The following is a 15,786-nucleotide window of genomic DNA, read 5'->3' as shown; positions in this document are numbered from 1 at the left end:
TCAGTCGCACCACATACCAGGATCGCACCATCCATCTGCGCAGCACCGGTGATCATGTTTTTAACATAGTCAGCGTGCCCTGGGCAGTCTACGTGCGCGTAGTGACGGATAGTAGAATCGTATTCAACGTGAGAAGTTGCGATGGTGATACCACGCTCACGCTCTTCTGGTGCGTTATCGATCTGGTCGAACGCCTTCATTTCACCGCCGAAAACTTCCGCACATACGCGAGTCAGGGCAGCAGTCAGTGTAGTTTTGCCGTGGTCAACGTGGCCGATAGTACCAACGTTAACGTGCGGCTTGGAGCGCTCAAAGTTTTGCTTAGCCACGGTTAATACCTCTTAAACGAAAGGGCAATAATTAATTCTTGTTGATAACAGCGTCAGCGACATTTTGCGGCGCTTCTGCGTAATCTTCAAATTCCATAGAGTAGGTCGCACGACCCTGGGTCGCGGAACGCAGATCAGTTGCGTATCCGAACATTTCACCCAGCGGCACTTGTGCGTTGATGACCTTGCCGGAAGAGCTGTCTTCCATACCCTGAACAAGCCCACGACGACGATTCAGGTCACCCATCACGTCACCCATGTACTCCTCAGGTGTAACTACCTCTACTTTCATCATCGGCTCTAGAAGGCACGGGCTGGCTTCCTGCGCGTACTTTTTCAGCGCCTGAGATGCTGCGATTTTAAACGCCATCTCGTTGGAGTCAACCTCGTGATAAGATCCATCGTAAAGACGGGCCTTCAAACCGATAAGCGGGTAGCCTGCGATAACACCGTTCTTCATCTGTTCGGTGATACCTTTTTCGATTGCCGGGATGTATTCCTTAGGAATCGCACCACCAACAACCTCATTGATGAACTCCAGACCTTCCTCGTCGGATGGACTGAATTCGATCACCACGTGTCCGTACTGACCACGACCACCGGACTGCCGGGCAAACTTGTGGTTTGCATCGACAGACTGACGGATTTTCTCGCGGTACGCCACCTGTGGCTTACCGATGTTCGCTTCCACCTTGAACTCGCGTTTCATACGATCCACGATAATATCAAGGTGCAGCTCACCCATACCGGAAATTATAGTCTGACCTGTCTCTTGATCAGTCTCTACACGGAAAGAAGGGTCTTCCTGTGCCAGCTTACCCAGCGCAATCCCCATTTTTTCCTGATCCGCCTGGGATCTTGGCTCAACCGCAACGGAGATAACCGGATCCGGAAACTCCATGCGTTCCAACACGATAACGTTATCCAGCGCACACAAGGTGTCGCCGGTGGTCACGTCTTTCATACCAATCAGAGCCGCAATGTCGCCTGCGCGAACCTCTTTGATCTCTTCCCGGTTGTTGGAGTGCATCTGCACCATTCGGCCAACACGCTCTTTTTTGGTCTTTACAGAGTTCAGAACACTGTCACCAGAGTTCAGAACACCGGAGTAGACACGCACGAACGTGAGCGTACCAACGAATGGGTCAGTCGCAATCTTGAACGCCAGCGCCGCAAACGGCGCATCATCATCGGCTGCACGGGTTGCTACAGTTTCGTCTGCGTCATCCAACGTACCTTCGATCGCCTTAACATCGACCGGCGAAGGCATGTATTCGACAACCGCATCCAGCACTGCCTGAACACCTTTATTCTTGAATGCAGAACCACACTGCATCAGAACGATGTCGTTATCCAGAGTGCGCTGGCGCAGACCCGCCTTGATCTCTTCATCGGACAGTTCACCTTCTTCAAGGTATTTGTCCATCAACTCATCAGAAGCCTCGGCTGCCGCTTCGATCATCTCTTCGCGCAGCTCTTCAGCCCTGTCCTGCAGGTCAGCAGGGATATCCTGCAGCTCGCAAGTCATACCCTGATCAGCTTCATTCCACATAATGGCTTTCATGCGGATCAGGTCTACAACGCCTTTAAACTCGTCTTCTGCACCGATCGGGAAGTTGATCGGCACAGCAGTTGCGCCCAGACGATCTTTCAACTGGTCAACAACCATAAAGAAGTCTGCACCGGCACGGTCCATCTTGTTGACGAACACCATACGAGGAACCTCGTACTTGTTCGCCTGCCGCCATACAGTCTCGGTCTGAGGCTGTACACCGGAAGATGCACACAGCACCACGACCGCACCGTCCAGCACACGCAGCGAACGCTCTACCTCGATGGTAAAGTCCACGTGCCCCGGGGTATCAATAATATTGATACGGTGGTCTTCAAACTGCTGGTTCATGCCCTTCCAGAAACATGTAGTGGCAGCGGAGGTGATGGTGATACCACGCTCCTGCTCCTGCTCCATCCAGTCCATGGTGGCGGCACCATCGTGCACCTCACCAATCTTGTGAGACATACCGGTATAGAACAGAACACGCTCGGTAGTGGTTGTTTTACCGGCGTCTACATGCGCACAGATACCGATGTTACGGTAACGGGCAATAGGCGTTTTACGAGCCACAACTCAATCCTCAGCAGTTTAGAAGCGGTAGTGAGCGAATGCTTTGTTCGCTTCAGCCATACGGTGAACGTCTTCACGTTTCTTCACCGCAGCACCGCGACCTTCTGCAGCATCAGCCAGCTCGCCAGCCAGACGCAGGGCCATGGATTTTTCACCACGGCTACGGGAAGCGTCTACCAGCCAACGCATAGCCAGAGCCATACGACGGGCAGGACGAACTTCAACAGGTACCTGGTAAGTTGCACCACCTACGCGGCGGGACTTAACCTCAACCATCGGCTGAACGGTTTCCAGCGCTTTGTCGAATACTTCCAGTGGGTCATTACCGGTGCGTTCCTGGATCTTGTCCAGAGCGCCGTACACGATTTTCTCAGCGACAGATTTCTTACCGCTGATCATTACGTGGTTCATGAATTTTGCCAGAGTTGTGTTACCGAATTTTGGATCCGGCAGAATTTCGCGCTTCGCAGCAACTCGTCTTCTAGGCATTGATAAGCCCTCTAAAATTAAAAAGGTCTTCAGGTATTCAGGTAGTCAAACGACACCCGCCTTACTCTTATCCTGTCTGGTTTAGCGCGTTAGCGACCACACTAGTGATGATCGCCAATTAGCCTCGCCATTAGGGATGGCGATTAAGACTTAGGACGTTTGGTACCGTACTTGGAGCGGCCTTGTTTACGATCGTTCACACCGGAGCAGTCCAGAGAACCGCGAACAGTGTGGTAACGTACACCCGGAAGGTCTTTAACACGACCACCGCGAATCAGGACTACGGAGTGCTCCTGCAAGTTGTGGCCTTCACCACCGATGTAGGAAGTCACTTCGAAACCGTTAGTCAAACGAACACGGCACACTTTACGCAGTGCAGAGTTCGGTTTTTTCGGGGTAGTAGTGTAAACACGGGTACACACGCCACGGCGCTGTGGGCATGCCTGCAGAGCAGGAACGTCACTTTTTTGCACCTTACGTTTACGAGGCTTGCGCACCAACTGGTTAATAGTTGCCATTATTTAGCAAACTCCACGTTTTGATGGGCACCAAAAAAAACTGAATTCATTTGAATCCAGCACAAAAGGGGCCGGAATTATATTTAATTCCGGCCCATCAAGTCAAACATTGAATAAATTTTATTCAGCGTCTGGCATTGAAGCGTTCAGTGCTTCGGTCAGTGCCTGCTGCACCTCTTCCGCACTTACGGTCGCTGTACCCGCTTCCGGCTGCGCTGCTTTGCGCTTGCGTTCAGCATGGTATGCAAGACCAGAACCTGCCGGGATCAGACGACCCACAACTACGTTCTCCTTCAGGCCGCGCAGGAAGTCCTGCTTGCCAGTTACCGCACCTTCGGTCAGGACACGGGTAGTCTCCTGGAAGGATGCAGCGGAGATGAAGGATTCGGTAGCCAGGGATGCCTTAGTGATACCCAGCAGTACTCGATCAAACTTAGCCGGGATCTTACCTTCCGCTTCCAGCTGCTCGTTCTCTGCAACCACGGCCATGTATTCAACCTGATCACCTGGAATGAAGCTGGAGTCACCGGAAGAGACGATCTCTACCTTACGCAGCATCTGGCGAACGATAACCTCAATGTGCTTATCGTTTATGCCTACACCCTGCAGACGGTATACGTCCTGGATCTCGGAGGTGATGTATTTCGCCAGTTCGCCTACACCCAGGACACGCAGAATGTCGTGCGGGTTGGACGGACCATCGGAGATAACCTCACCCTTCTCTACTGTTTCACCTTCGAATACGTTCAGGTTACGCCACTTCTGGATCATGATCTCGATTGGATCACCGTCCTTCGGTGTGATAACCAGACGCTTCTTACCTTTGGTTTCTTTACCAAAGGTTACGGTACCGGAGATCTCCGCCAGGATTGCAGACTCTTTCGGCTTACGCGCTTCGAAGAGGTCAGCAACACGCGGCAGACCACCGGTGATATCTTTGTTTACAGAGCCTTCCTGCGGGATACGTGCCAGCACGTCACCCACCTGAACCTCAGCATTTGGTGCCAGGTTCAGAATCGCTTTCGCCGGCAGCAGGTAAGTTGCAGGCGCGCCGTTTGGCAGGATCACCTCTTCGCCGCTGGCATCCAGCAGGCGGATCATCGGACGGATATCTTTACCCGCCTGCGGACGATCTTTCGGGTCCAGGACCTCGATCGTAGACAGGCCGGTCAGTTCATCAGTCTGACGCTTAACGGTGATGCCGTCTTCCATACCCGCGAACTCAACCTTACCACCCACTTCGGTGATGATTGGGTGGGTGTGCGGGTCCCAGTTCGCAACGATATCGCCGGCTGACACCTGTTCGCCGTCATTGGTCTTGATCACGGAACCGTAAGGCAGTTTGTAACGCTCACGCTCACGACCGTGTTCGTCGGTCACACCCAGCTCACCGGAACGGGAAGTAGCCACCAGTGCACCGTCTGGACGGGTAACAAACTTCAGGTTGTGCAGGCGGATCTCACCGCCGTTTTTAACCTGAACACTGTCAACAGCAGCCGCTCGGGACGCCGCACCACCGATGTGGAACGTACGCATGGTCAGCTGTGTACCCGGCTCACCGATGGACTGTGCAGCGATAACCCCAACCGCCTCACCTGGGTTAACCAGGTGACCGCGACCCAGGTCACGACCGTAACACTTGGCACAGATACCGTGACGGGTGTCACAGGTGATTGCGCTGCGTACGATGATCTCATCGATAGAGGAGTACTTGTCGTCGTTCTCCATGCGATCGATCCAGGCTTCGTCCATCAGGGTGCCTTTTTCGATCAGCAGATCACCTTCAGGACTCAGTACGTCAACCGCAACTACACGACCCAGTACACGATCACCCAGACCTACCACTACGTCACCGCCTTCGATCAGCGGCTGCATCAGCAGACCTTCTTCGGTACCACAGTCATGCTCGGTGATTACGTTATCCTGCGCTACGTCTACCAGACGACGGGTCAGGTAACCGGAGTTCGCAGTTTTCAGTGCGGTATCCGCCAGACCTTTACGCGCACCGTGGGTCGAGATGAAGTACTGCAGTACGTTCAGACCTTCACGGAAGTTTGCGGTGATCGGCGTCTCGATGATGGAGCCGTCCGGCTTCGCCATCAGACCACGCATACCGGCCAGCTGACGAATCTGCGCTGCACTACCACGTGCACCGGAGTCGGCCATCATGTATACGGAGTTGAAAGACTCCTGCTCGGTCTCTTCACCGTCTTTGGTGATAACCGGCTCAGTCTTCAGGTTATCCATCATCTTCTTGGCCAGCAGCTCGTTCGCGCGGGACCAAATGTCGATAACCTTGTTGTATTTCTCGCCTGCAGTTACCAGACCGTCCGCGAACTGGCGTTCGATCTCTTTAACTTCAGCGTCTGCCTCGCCGATGATGTCAACTTTCTCACCAGGGATTTCGAAGTCGTTCACACCGATGGATGCACCGGACATGGTCGCCTGACGGAAACCGGTGTACATCAGCTGGTCCGCGAAGATTACGGTGTCTTTCAGACCGCAGCGACGGTACGCCTCGTTCAACAGGCGGGAGATCGCTTTCTTCTTCATGTTCTGGTTAACCAGCGAGTATGGCAGGCCATCCGGAACAATTGCGAACAACAGGGCACGACCCGCTGTAGTTTCTTTCAGCTCGGTCTTGGTTTCTACACCACCGTGGATGTCACGGATAGTTTCCGTGATACGTACGCGGACCTTCGCCTGCAGGGAGACCTGACCGGCACCGTGTGCGCGCTCCACCTCTTCGATGTTGGAGAAGACCATGCCTTCACCCTTGGCGTTCACACGCTCACGGGTCATGTAGTAGAGACCCAGTACAACGTCCTGAGACGGTACGATGATTGGCTCACCGTTCGCAGGAGACAGCACGTTGTTGGTGGACATCATCAGGGCACGCGCTTCCAGCTGAGCTTCAATGGTCAGCGGCACGTGTACAGCCATCTGGTCACCGTCGAAGTCGGCGTTGTATGCCGCACATACCAGCGGGTGCAGCTGGATCGCTTTACCTTCGATCAGAACCGGTTCGAATGCCTGGATGCCGAGACGGTGCAGGGTTGGTGCACGGTTCAGCAGGACCGGGTGCTCACGGATAACTTCATCCAGGATATCCCATACCAACGGTTCTTCACGCTCTACCATCTTCTTGGCCGCTTTGATGGTGGTCGCGTGACCACGCAGTTCCAGCTTAGAGAAGATGAACGGCTTGAACAGTTCCAGCGCCATTTTCTTAGGCAGACCACACTGGTGCAGACGCAGGTAAGGACCTACCACGATTACGGAACGACCGGAGTAGTCAACACGCTTACCCAGCAGGTTCTGACGGAAACGACCCTGCTTACCCTTGATCATGTCAGCCAGGGACTTCAGAGGACGCTTATTGGAACCGGTGATCGCACGGCCGCGACGACCGTTATCCAGCAGCGCATCCACAGATTCCTGCAACATACGTTTTTCGTTACGTACGATGATGTCAGGCGCGTTCAGGTCCAACAGACGCTTCAGACGGTTGTTACGGTTGATTACACGACGGTACAGATCGTTTAGATCGGATGTCGCGAAACGGCCGCCGTCCAACGGCACCAGAGGACGCAGGTCAGGTGGCAGTACAGGCAGTACTTCCATGACCATCCACTCTGGGTTGTTACCAGACTTATGGAAAGCTTCCAGCAGCTTCAGGCGCTTGGACAGCTTCTTGATCTTGGTTTCGGAGTTGGTCTGCGGCAGCTCTTCACGGATGATCTGAATGTCGCCTTCCAGATCAATAGAAGCCAGCAGCTCGCGGACTGCTTCAGCACCCATACGGGCGTCGAAGTCGTCCCCAAACTCTTCCAGCGCTTCGAAGTACTGCTCATCGTTCAGCAACTGACCGCGCTCCAGGGTAGTCATACCCGGGTCGATCACGACGAATGATTCGAAGTACAGCACGCGTTCGATATCACGCAGCGTCATATCCAGCATCAGACCGATACGGGACGGCAGCGATTTCAGGAACCAGATGTGCGCAACAGGAGACGCCAGCTCGATATGACCCATACGGTCACGACGAACTTTCGCCAGAGTAACTTCTACGCCACACTTCTCACAGATAACACCACGGTGCTTCATGCGCTTGTACTTGCCACACAGACACTCGTAGTCTTTTACCGGGCCAAAAATTTTGGCACAGAACAGACCTTCGCGCTCTGGCTTGAAAGTACGGTAGTTAATGGTTTCCGGCTTTTTAACCTCACCATAAGACCAGGAGCGGATCATCTCCGGTGACGCCAATCCGATACGGATGGAGTCAAACTCTTCAGACTGGCCCTGAGATTTAAGCAGATTCAGCAAATCTTTCATTATTTCTGGCTCCTCACGGAGTTAATGCCTGGGGCTGAAAAACCAGCCCCCGCCTGATTTCGGTTAAGTCCTTATTCGCTTTCCAGCTCGATATCGATACCGAGGGAGCGAATCTCCTTGATCAACACGTTGAAGGATTCCGGCATACCCGGCTCCATACGGTGATCTCCGTCTACGATGTTCTTATACATCTTAGTACGGCCGTTTACGTCATCGGACTTAACGGTGAGCATTTCCTGCAGGGTGTACGCCGCACCGTATGCTTCCAGTGCCCATACCTCCATCTCACCGAAACGCTGACCACCGAACTGCGCCTTACCACCCAGCGGCTGCTGAGTAACCAGGCTGTAAGAACCGGTAGAACGTGCGTGCATCTTGTCGTCTACCAAGTGGTTCAGCTTCAGCATGTACATGTAACCCACGGTTACCGGACGGTCGAACTGGTTGCCAGTGCGGCCATCAAACAGCGTGAACTGACCGGTGGTGCTAAGGTCTGCCAGTGTCAGCAGCTCTTTCAACTCAGCCTCTTTCGCGCCGTCGAACGCAGGCGTCGCCAGAGGCACACCTTTGCGCAGGTTGTGCGCCAGGGTCAGGATCTCTTCATCACTGAAGGAATCCAGGTCCTCTTTACGTGCGTTCTCCCAGCCACCCAGCTTGCTGTTGTAGATACGATCCAGGAATTCGCGCAGGCCCTTAACTTTCTCAGCCTTGACGCGCTCTTCTTCCAGCATCGCGTTGATCTTGTCACCCAGGCCTTTAGCCGCCATACCCATGTGGGTTTCCAGGATCTGACCAACGTTCATACGGGACGGTACACCCAGCGGGTTCAGTACGATATCTACCGGTTCACCGTTTTCGTCGTATGGCATATCTTCGACAGGCATGATCACGGAGATAACACCTTTGTTACCGTGACGACCGGCCATCTTGTCACCTGGCTGCACGCGACGCTTGGTAGCAACGTATACCTTAACGATCTTCAGCACGCCCGGTGCCAGGTCGTCGCCGGTCTGCAGCTTGCCTTTCTTGTCTTCGAAACGCGCATCCAACTGTTCACGGCGTTCTTCCAACTGCTTCTGAGCCAGCTCCAGCTGCTCAGCTACCGATTCGTCAGATACGCGGATCTTGAACCAGTCAGCGTGTTTCAGGCCCGCCAGGAACTCGGAGGTGATCTCGTCGCCTTTCGCCAGACCAGCACCGCCGTCAGCCTTCAGACCAACCAGCGCTTTTTCCAGACGCTCGAATACCGCCGCTTCCACGATACGGAATTCGTCGTTCAAGTCCTTACGCACCTTATCCAGCTCGTACGCTTCGATGGACAGCGCACGCTCGTCCTTCGGCACACCATCACGGGTGAAGACCTGAACGTCGATAACTTTACCGATGGTGCCGGTCTTAACACGCAGGGAGGTGTCTTTAACGTCGGACGCCTTCTCACCGAAGATCGCACGCAGCAGTTTTTCTTCCGGCGTCAGCTGGGTTTCACCCTTAGGGGTTACCTTACCAACCAGGATGTCGCCAGGACCTACTTCCGCACCGATGTGCACGATACCAGACTCATCCAGCTTCGCCAGCGCAGACTCACCGACGTTAGGGATATCGGAAGTGACTTCCTCAGGCCCCAGTTTGGTATCACGCGCCACACAGGTCAGTTCCTGAATGTGGATGGTGGTAAAGCGGTCTTCCTGTACAACACGCTCGGAGATGAGGATGGAGTCCTCAAAGTTGTATCCGTTCCACGGCATGAACGCGATACGCATGTTCTGACCCAGTGCCAGCTCACCCATATCGACGGACGGACCGTCTGCCATGATGTCGCCAACGTTCACTTCATCACCAGGGAATACGATGGAACGCTGGTTGATGCAGGTGTTCTGGTTGGAACGGGTGTATTTGGTCAGGTTGTAGATATCTACACCGGCGTCGCCCGCAGCCACTTCTTCGTCGCGCACTTTCACTACGATACGCGCCGCGTCGACGGACTCAACCACACCACCACGCTTCGCGACCACACATACGCCGGAGTCACGTGCTACATTCAGCTCCATACCGGTACCAACCAGCGGCTTATCAGCACGCAGCGTTGGTACAGCCTGACGCTGCATGTTGGAACCCATCAATGCACGGTTCGCATCATCGTGTTCCAGGAACGGGATCAGAGACGCCGCTACAGATACAACCTGACGTGGGGACACGTCCATGTACTGCACCTTCTCTGGCGCCATTACCGTGGTTTCGTTCAGGTGACGAACAGTTACCAGCTCCTGCACCAGACGATTGTTTTCGTCCATTTCAGCAGATGCCTGTGCGATGACGTATTTGTTCTCTTCAATCGCGGACAGGTAATCGATCTCGTCGGTAACCACGCCATCTGCAACGCGACGGTATGGAGTTTCCAGGAAACCGTAGTCGTTGGTGCGGGCAAATACTGCCAGAGAGTTGATCAGACCGATGTTCGGACCCTCAGGGGTCTCGATTGGACACACACGACCGTAGTGGGTTGGGTGTACGTCTCGAACCTCAAAGCCTGCACGCTCACGGGTCAGACCGCCAGGACCCAGCGCAGATACACGGCGCTTGTGAGTAACCTCAGACAGCGGGTTGTTCTGGTCCATGAACTGGGACAACTGGGAAGAACCGAAGAATTCTTTGATCGCCGCAGCAACCGGCTTGGCGTTGATCAGATCCTGAGGCATCAGGTTATCAGATTCAGCCATGCTCAGACGTTCGCGTACTGCACGCTCGACACGCACCAGACCTACGCGGAACTGGTTCTCTGCCATCTCACCTACAGAACGGATACGACGGTTACCCAGGTGGTCGATGTCATCGACAGTACCGAAACCGTTACGGATCTCGATCAGGGTTTTCATTACCGCCAGGATATCGTCTTTATCCAGGACACCTGGACCGGTCACATCATCGCGACCCAGACGGCGGTTAAACTTCATACGGCCTACGCCGGACAGGTCGTAACGCTCGTCGGTGAAGAACAGGTTCTCGAACAGTGCTTCCGCAGATTCTTTGGTTGGTGGCTCACCAGGACGCATCATGCGGTAGATCTCAACCAGTGCTTCCAGCTGGTTGCGGGTTGGATCGTTACGCAGAGTATCAGAGATGAACGGACCACAATCCAGATCGTTGGTGTACAGAGTTTCAAACTCAGTCACACCTACGTGCTGCAGCTTCTCGATCAGGTCTTCGGTGATCTCAGCGTTGGATGCACACAGCAGCTCACCGGTAGTCGGATCTACGATGTCTTTCGCCATCGCCTTGCCTGCCAGGTATTCTGCAGGCACTTCCAGGTGCTCCATGTTCGCTTTTGCCATCTGGCGAATGTGGCGAGGCGTAATACGACGACCCGGCTCTACGATCACGTTGCCTTCAGAGTCTTTAACCTCGAAACTCAGGGTTTCACCGCGCAGACGATCCGCCACCAGTTCCATACGGATAGAGTCGCTGGACAGTTTCCAGTTGGTGTTGTCGAAGAAGGTTTCCAGAATCTCTTCAGCACTGTAACCCAGCGCGCGCAGCAGAATAGTTGCCGGCAGCTTACGACGACGGTCAATACGTACGAACAGGCTGTCTTTAGGATCAAACTCGAAGTCCAGCCAGGAACCGCGGTAAGGAATGATTCGCGCGGAGTACAGCAGCTTACCGGAGGAGTGGGTTTTACCTTTATCGTGGTCGAAGAATACACCTGGAGAACGGTGCAGCTGAGACACGATAACACGCTCTGTACCGTTTACTACGAAGGTACCGTTATCGGTCATCAGGGGCATTTCGCCCATGTAAACTTCCTGTTCCTTGATATCTTTAACCGCTTTATTACTGGATTCGCGATCGTAGATAACCAGGCGAACTTTAACCCGCAGCGGTGCAGCGTATGTAATGCCGCGGATCTGACATTCTTTTACATCGAAAACGGGTTCACCGAGGCGGTAGCCGACGTATTCCAGAGATGCATTTCCGGAATATGAAACAATTGGAAAAACGGAGCTGAACGCCGCGTGAAGACCTTCCTCACGAAATTCAGCGACATCGGATCCCTGCTGCAAAAACCGCTTATAGGAGTCGATCTGAATTGCGAGCAGGTAAGGCACATCCATAACCTGCGGCAATTTACCGAAGTCTTTACGGATGCGTTTCTTTTCAGTGTATGAATAAGCCATCAGTGTTCCCCAGCAAGTGCACCAAGTGAGAAACAGACCAGAAGAGAGCTTCCGGGCTGCTTTGCCGTTAAATATTTGCTGTCTATAAATAACGGAAAAAGGCCGGTGGCAAATTGCCACCAGCCATCAGCACGTCGGGCAGCTTTTTGCTGCCCTGTAATGCAAAGAAGTTATTACTTAACTTCAACAGATGCGCCTGCTTCTTCCAGGGCCTTCTGCAGCTCTTCAGCTTCTTCTTTGCTAACGCCTTCTTTAACAGTCGCTGGAACGCCGTCAACCATAGCCTTAGCTTCTTTCAGACCCAGGCCGGTTGCGCCACGTACTGCTTTGATTACGTTTACTTTCTTATCGCCAGCAGCGGTCAGAACAACGTCAAATTCAGTCTTCTCTTCAGCTGCACCAGCGTCGCCGCCAGCAGCGCCGCCAGCTACTACTGCAGCAGCAGCGGTAACACCGAATTTTTCTTCCATTGCTTCGATCAGAGCAACTACGTCCTTAACGGACATTTCAGCAATTGCGTTTAGGATATCTTCGTTAGTCAGAGACATGGTCTAATTCCTGATAATTCTGGGCTATAACGCCCAACAAAACTTTTTAAAAAACGTCGACGCAGATAGCTTACGCTGCCTGCTCTTCTTTCTGGTCGCGAACGGCCGCAATAGTGCGAACCAGTTTGCCAGCTGCTGCTTCTTTCATGCACATCATCAGCTTCGCGATAGCTTCGTCGTATGTTGGCAGGCTTGCCAGCATCGCTACGTCTACCATTTCACCTTCAAATGCTGCTGCTTTCAGCTCGAACTTGTCGTTGCCTTTCGCGAAATCATTAAGGATGCGGGCACCCGCACCTGGATGTTCGGTAGAAAAAGCAATGATGGATGGACCTTTGAAAGTGTCACCCAGACACTCGTAATCAGTACCCTCCACCGCACGACGCGCCAGTGTGTTACGAACAACTTTCAGCCACACACCTGCTTCACGAGCCTGCTTACGCAGTGCAGTCATGTCGCCAACGGTAACGCCACGGGAATCCGCAACAACCGCTGACAGAGCGCCTTTAGCAGCTTCCTGGACTTCAGCGACGATCGCTTTTTTGTCTTCGAGTCCTAATGCCACGATTTACTCCTGGATTTAGTCTTTCGACTGTTTACCAACCACTTCATGTTGTCATGAAGCTTGAGTACGGTGGTTTTAGATTCACAAGGAATCTCACCGTCTGCGCAGGCTGGTTACCCATTAAGAACTGCACTCAGAAGACTGCAGTTCACCTGCGGTCTTTGACGGCCTTCGTCTCTATTAAGAGGGAACGAAGACCCTCAAAAAACCGTTTACTCGGATTAGAAGCTCAGGGAGCTCTGATCCAGAGTCAGACCCGGGCCCATAGTGGTGGACAGGGTCACTTTCTTAACATACACGCCTTTAGCAGAAGCAGGCTTCGCCTTCTTCAGGTCAGCCAGCAGTGCTTCAACGTTGCCTTTGACAGCGTCTGCAGCGAAGTCTGCTTTACCAACACCCGCGTGGATGATGCCGTTCTTGTCAGCACGGAAACGTACCTGACCGGCTTTAGCATTTTGAACAGCGGTAACAACGTCTGGAGTCACGGTACCCACTTTAGGGTTTGGCATCAGACCACGTGGACCCAGAACCTGACCCAGCTGACCTACAACGCGCATTGCGTCTGGAGTAGCGATTACTACGCCAAAGTTCAGGTCACCGCCTTTGATCTGCTCAGCCAGATCTTCGAAACCAACAACGTCAGCGCCAGCTTCTTTAGCTTTCTCAGCGTTTTCACCCTGAGCAAATACAGCTACGCGAACATCTTTACCAGTACCGTTAGGCAGTACAGTAGAACCACGAACAACCTGATCAGATTTACGTGGATCGATACCCAGGTTTACTGCGATTTCAACGGTTTCGTTGAATTTAACAGCAGACAGCTCGGACAGCAGCGCTACTGCTTCTTCGATTGCGTACTGCTTAGTGCTGTCAACTTTTTCGTTGATCAGCTTCTGACGTTTAGACAGCTTAGCCATTATTCCTGACCCTCCACAACCAGACCCATGCTACGCGCAGAACCCGCGATAGTACGTACAGCCGCATCCATATCTGCAGCAGTCAGGTCAGCCATCTTAGTAGTAGCGATCTCTTCCAGCTGAGCACGGGTAACAGTACCTACTTTCTCAGTGTTAGGACGACCGGAACCGCTCTTCAGGCCAGCTGCTTTTTTCAGCAGTACAGCCGCTGGAGGAGTCTTGGTAATGAAAGTGAAGCTGCGGTCAGCGTAAACGCTGATTACAACTGGGATCGGCATACCATTCTCGAAACTCTGAGTAGCAGCATTGAACGCTTTACAGAATTCCATGATATTAACACCGTGCTGACCCAGTGCTGGACCAACCGGTGGACTTGGGTTAGCCTGACCAGCAGGGACCTGCAGCTTGATGTAAGCTTCGATCTTCTTAGCCATTGTAAGTTACCTCATTTGGGTACAAGCGCCTTTCGGCTCCCCGTTTCTTCAAAACGCAAAAACCCCGCCCCATCAAGAGGCAGAGTTTTCAACAACTTGTGTGGACTATCAGGCCTTTTCGACCTGAACAAACTCCAGCTCAACCGGAGTTGAACGCCCAAAGATCAACACTGCAACCTGCAGTCTGTTCTTCTCGTAGTTCACCTCTTCCACAACGCCATTGAAGTCTGCGAACGGACCATCGATAACACGAACCATCTCGCCAGGCTCGAAAACAGTCTTCGGACGTGGCTTATCAACACCACTCTCAACGCGCTGTAGAATCTCATTTGCTTCTTTCTCGGTGATCGGCGCAGGATTTCCTGCGGTACCACCAATAAAACCAAGCACATGAGGCGTATTCTTAACCAAGTGCCAGGACTCATCGTTCATATCCATGTTCACCAGAACATACCCCGGATAGAACTTACGCTCGGACTTGCGCTTTTTGCCGTCGCGAATTTCGACAACTTCTTCGGTAGGCACCAACACCTCACCAAAGAAATCCTGCATACCATGCAGCTCGATACGCTCTTTCAGCGTATTCATCACGCGCTTTTCGTAACCGGAATACGCATGCACAACATACCAACGCTTAGACATGCCAAAAACCTCTTAACCGATTACGCCGGACACAAGCCAGCTCAACAGTGAATCCAGCCCCCACAGCAACAGACCAACAATCAGCACAACCACAACCACGATTGCAGTTGTCTGACCCGTTTCCTGCCGTGTAGGCCATACAACTTTGCGGATTTCCGCTTTAGATTCCTTGAACAGATCAAAGAACGCCTGACCCTTTGCAGTCTGCAGAGCAACAAAGCCCGCCACTGCCGCCAGCACCACAAGCGCCACGACACGATAGAACAGTGACTCTTCCGCGTAGATGGAGTTACCAACAACCCCAACAGCCACCAGAAGCGCTACTACAGCCCACTTCAGAGCATCGAATTTTGAACCTTCGGAAGACACTTTAGAGTTCACGTTCGGAGCCTCAGATATTAAGAAAAGCTTCAGCTTTGTGATGCCACTTCAGATTAGAAGTGGCAGGCCAGGAGGGACTCGAACCCCCAACCTGCGGTTTTGGAGACCGCTGCTCTGCCAATTGAGCCACTGGCCTACTGCGTAATAGGGAGGCACATTATATGAGCCTCCCCGGTGTTTGGCAACACCTAATTATCGGTTTTTACACGATAATTTTCAGATCAGAGAGAATCACTCGATGATCTTAGATACAACACCTGCACCTACGGTACGACCACCTTCACGGATAGCGAAGCGCAGACCTTCTTCCATCGCGATTGGGTTGATC

At 53.0% G+C, this 15,786-nt stretch carries 13 protein-coding genes and 1 tRNA gene; all 14 read right to left on the bottom strand.

All coding sequences use genetic code 11. The features are described 5' to 3' along the window. Positions 1-329: GTP-binding protein (locus QKW35_RS20970; protein WP_282353466.1), on the bottom strand; the 329-nt coding region annotated here is incomplete at its 3' end. Between the two features lie 31 nt (positions 330-360). Beyond that, entirely contained in the window at positions 361-2,454 is a 2,094-nt protein-coding gene (gene fusA / locus QKW35_RS20965; protein WP_282356297.1) for an elongation factor G, read from the bottom strand. 18 nt (positions 2,455-2,472) lie between these two features. Continuing rightward, positions 2,473-2,943, bottom strand: a complete 471-nt coding sequence (gene rpsG, locus QKW35_RS20960; RefSeq protein ID WP_282356294.1) for a 30S ribosomal protein S7 — start codon at positions 2,941-2,943, stop codon at positions 2,473-2,475. 143 nt (positions 2,944-3,086) lie between these two features. Then, positions 3,087-3,461 (bottom strand): 30S ribosomal protein S12, encoded by a 375-nt coding sequence (gene rpsL, locus QKW35_RS20955; protein ID WP_193952489.1) that lies wholly within the window; start codon positions 3,459-3,461, stop codon positions 3,087-3,089. A gap of 120 nt (positions 3,462-3,581) precedes the next feature. Beyond that, positions 3,582-7,799 carry a DNA-directed RNA polymerase subunit beta' gene (rpoC, locus tag QKW35_RS20950; protein WP_282356289.1) on the bottom strand — a complete coding sequence of 1,406 codons (4,218 nt, stop codon included), beginning with the start codon at positions 7,797-7,799 and terminating at the stop codon, positions 3,582-3,584. 71 nt (positions 7,800-7,870) lie between these two features. Next, positions 7,871-11,971, bottom strand: a complete 4,101-nt coding sequence (gene rpoB, locus QKW35_RS20945) for a DNA-directed RNA polymerase subunit beta (protein ID WP_282356286.1) — start codon at positions 11,969-11,971, stop codon at positions 7,871-7,873. Between the two features lie 173 nt (positions 11,972-12,144). Then, complete coding sequence (gene rplL, locus QKW35_RS20940; protein WP_282356285.1) at positions 12,145-12,519, bottom strand: 50S ribosomal protein L7/L12; 375 nt, start codon at positions 12,517-12,519, stop codon at positions 12,145-12,147. 70 nt (positions 12,520-12,589) lie between these two features. Further along, positions 12,590-13,084: a 50S ribosomal protein L10 gene (gene rplJ / locus QKW35_RS20935; protein WP_282356284.1), complete on the bottom strand. Its 495-nt coding sequence runs from the start codon at positions 13,082-13,084 to the stop codon at positions 12,590-12,592. Between the two features lie 221 nt (positions 13,085-13,305). Next, positions 13,306-14,001 (bottom strand): 50S ribosomal protein L1, encoded by a 696-nt coding sequence (gene rplA, locus QKW35_RS20930; RefSeq protein WP_282356282.1) that lies wholly within the window; start codon positions 13,999-14,001, stop codon positions 13,306-13,308. Beyond that, positions 14,001-14,435 (bottom strand): 50S ribosomal protein L11, encoded by a 435-nt coding sequence (gene rplK, locus QKW35_RS20925; protein WP_282356280.1) that lies wholly within the window; start codon positions 14,433-14,435, stop codon positions 14,001-14,003. Before rplK ends, rplA begins: the two co-directional genes overlap by 1 nt. A gap of 108 nt (positions 14,436-14,543) precedes the next feature. Beyond that, entirely contained in the window at positions 14,544-15,077 is a 534-nt protein-coding gene (gene nusG / locus QKW35_RS20920; protein WP_282356278.1) for a transcription termination/antitermination protein NusG, read from the bottom strand. A 12-nt stretch (positions 15,078-15,089) separates the two neighbouring features. Beyond that, positions 15,090-15,458 carry a preprotein translocase subunit SecE gene (secE, locus tag QKW35_RS20915; protein WP_282356275.1) on the bottom strand — a complete coding sequence of 123 codons (369 nt, stop codon included), beginning with the start codon at positions 15,456-15,458 and terminating at the stop codon, positions 15,090-15,092. Positions 15,459-15,518: 60 nt separating this feature from the next. Further along, positions 15,519-15,594, bottom strand: a tRNA-Trp gene (locus QKW35_RS20910). Between the two features lie 95 nt (positions 15,595-15,689). Then, a partial coding sequence (locus tag QKW35_RS20905; RefSeq protein ID WP_486644356.1) for an EF-Tu C-terminal domain-related protein occupies positions 15,690-15,786 on the bottom strand: 97 nt, incomplete at its 5' end.

This window comes from Pontibacterium granulatum (assembly GCF_029961155.1).
In the GTDB taxonomy this organism is placed as follows: domain Bacteria; phylum Pseudomonadota; class Gammaproteobacteria; order Pseudomonadales; family Balneatricaceae; genus Pontibacterium; species Pontibacterium granulatum.
Note: the sequence above shows the minus strand (reverse complement) of the source record. Positions and strands in the feature narration are given on the sequence as shown.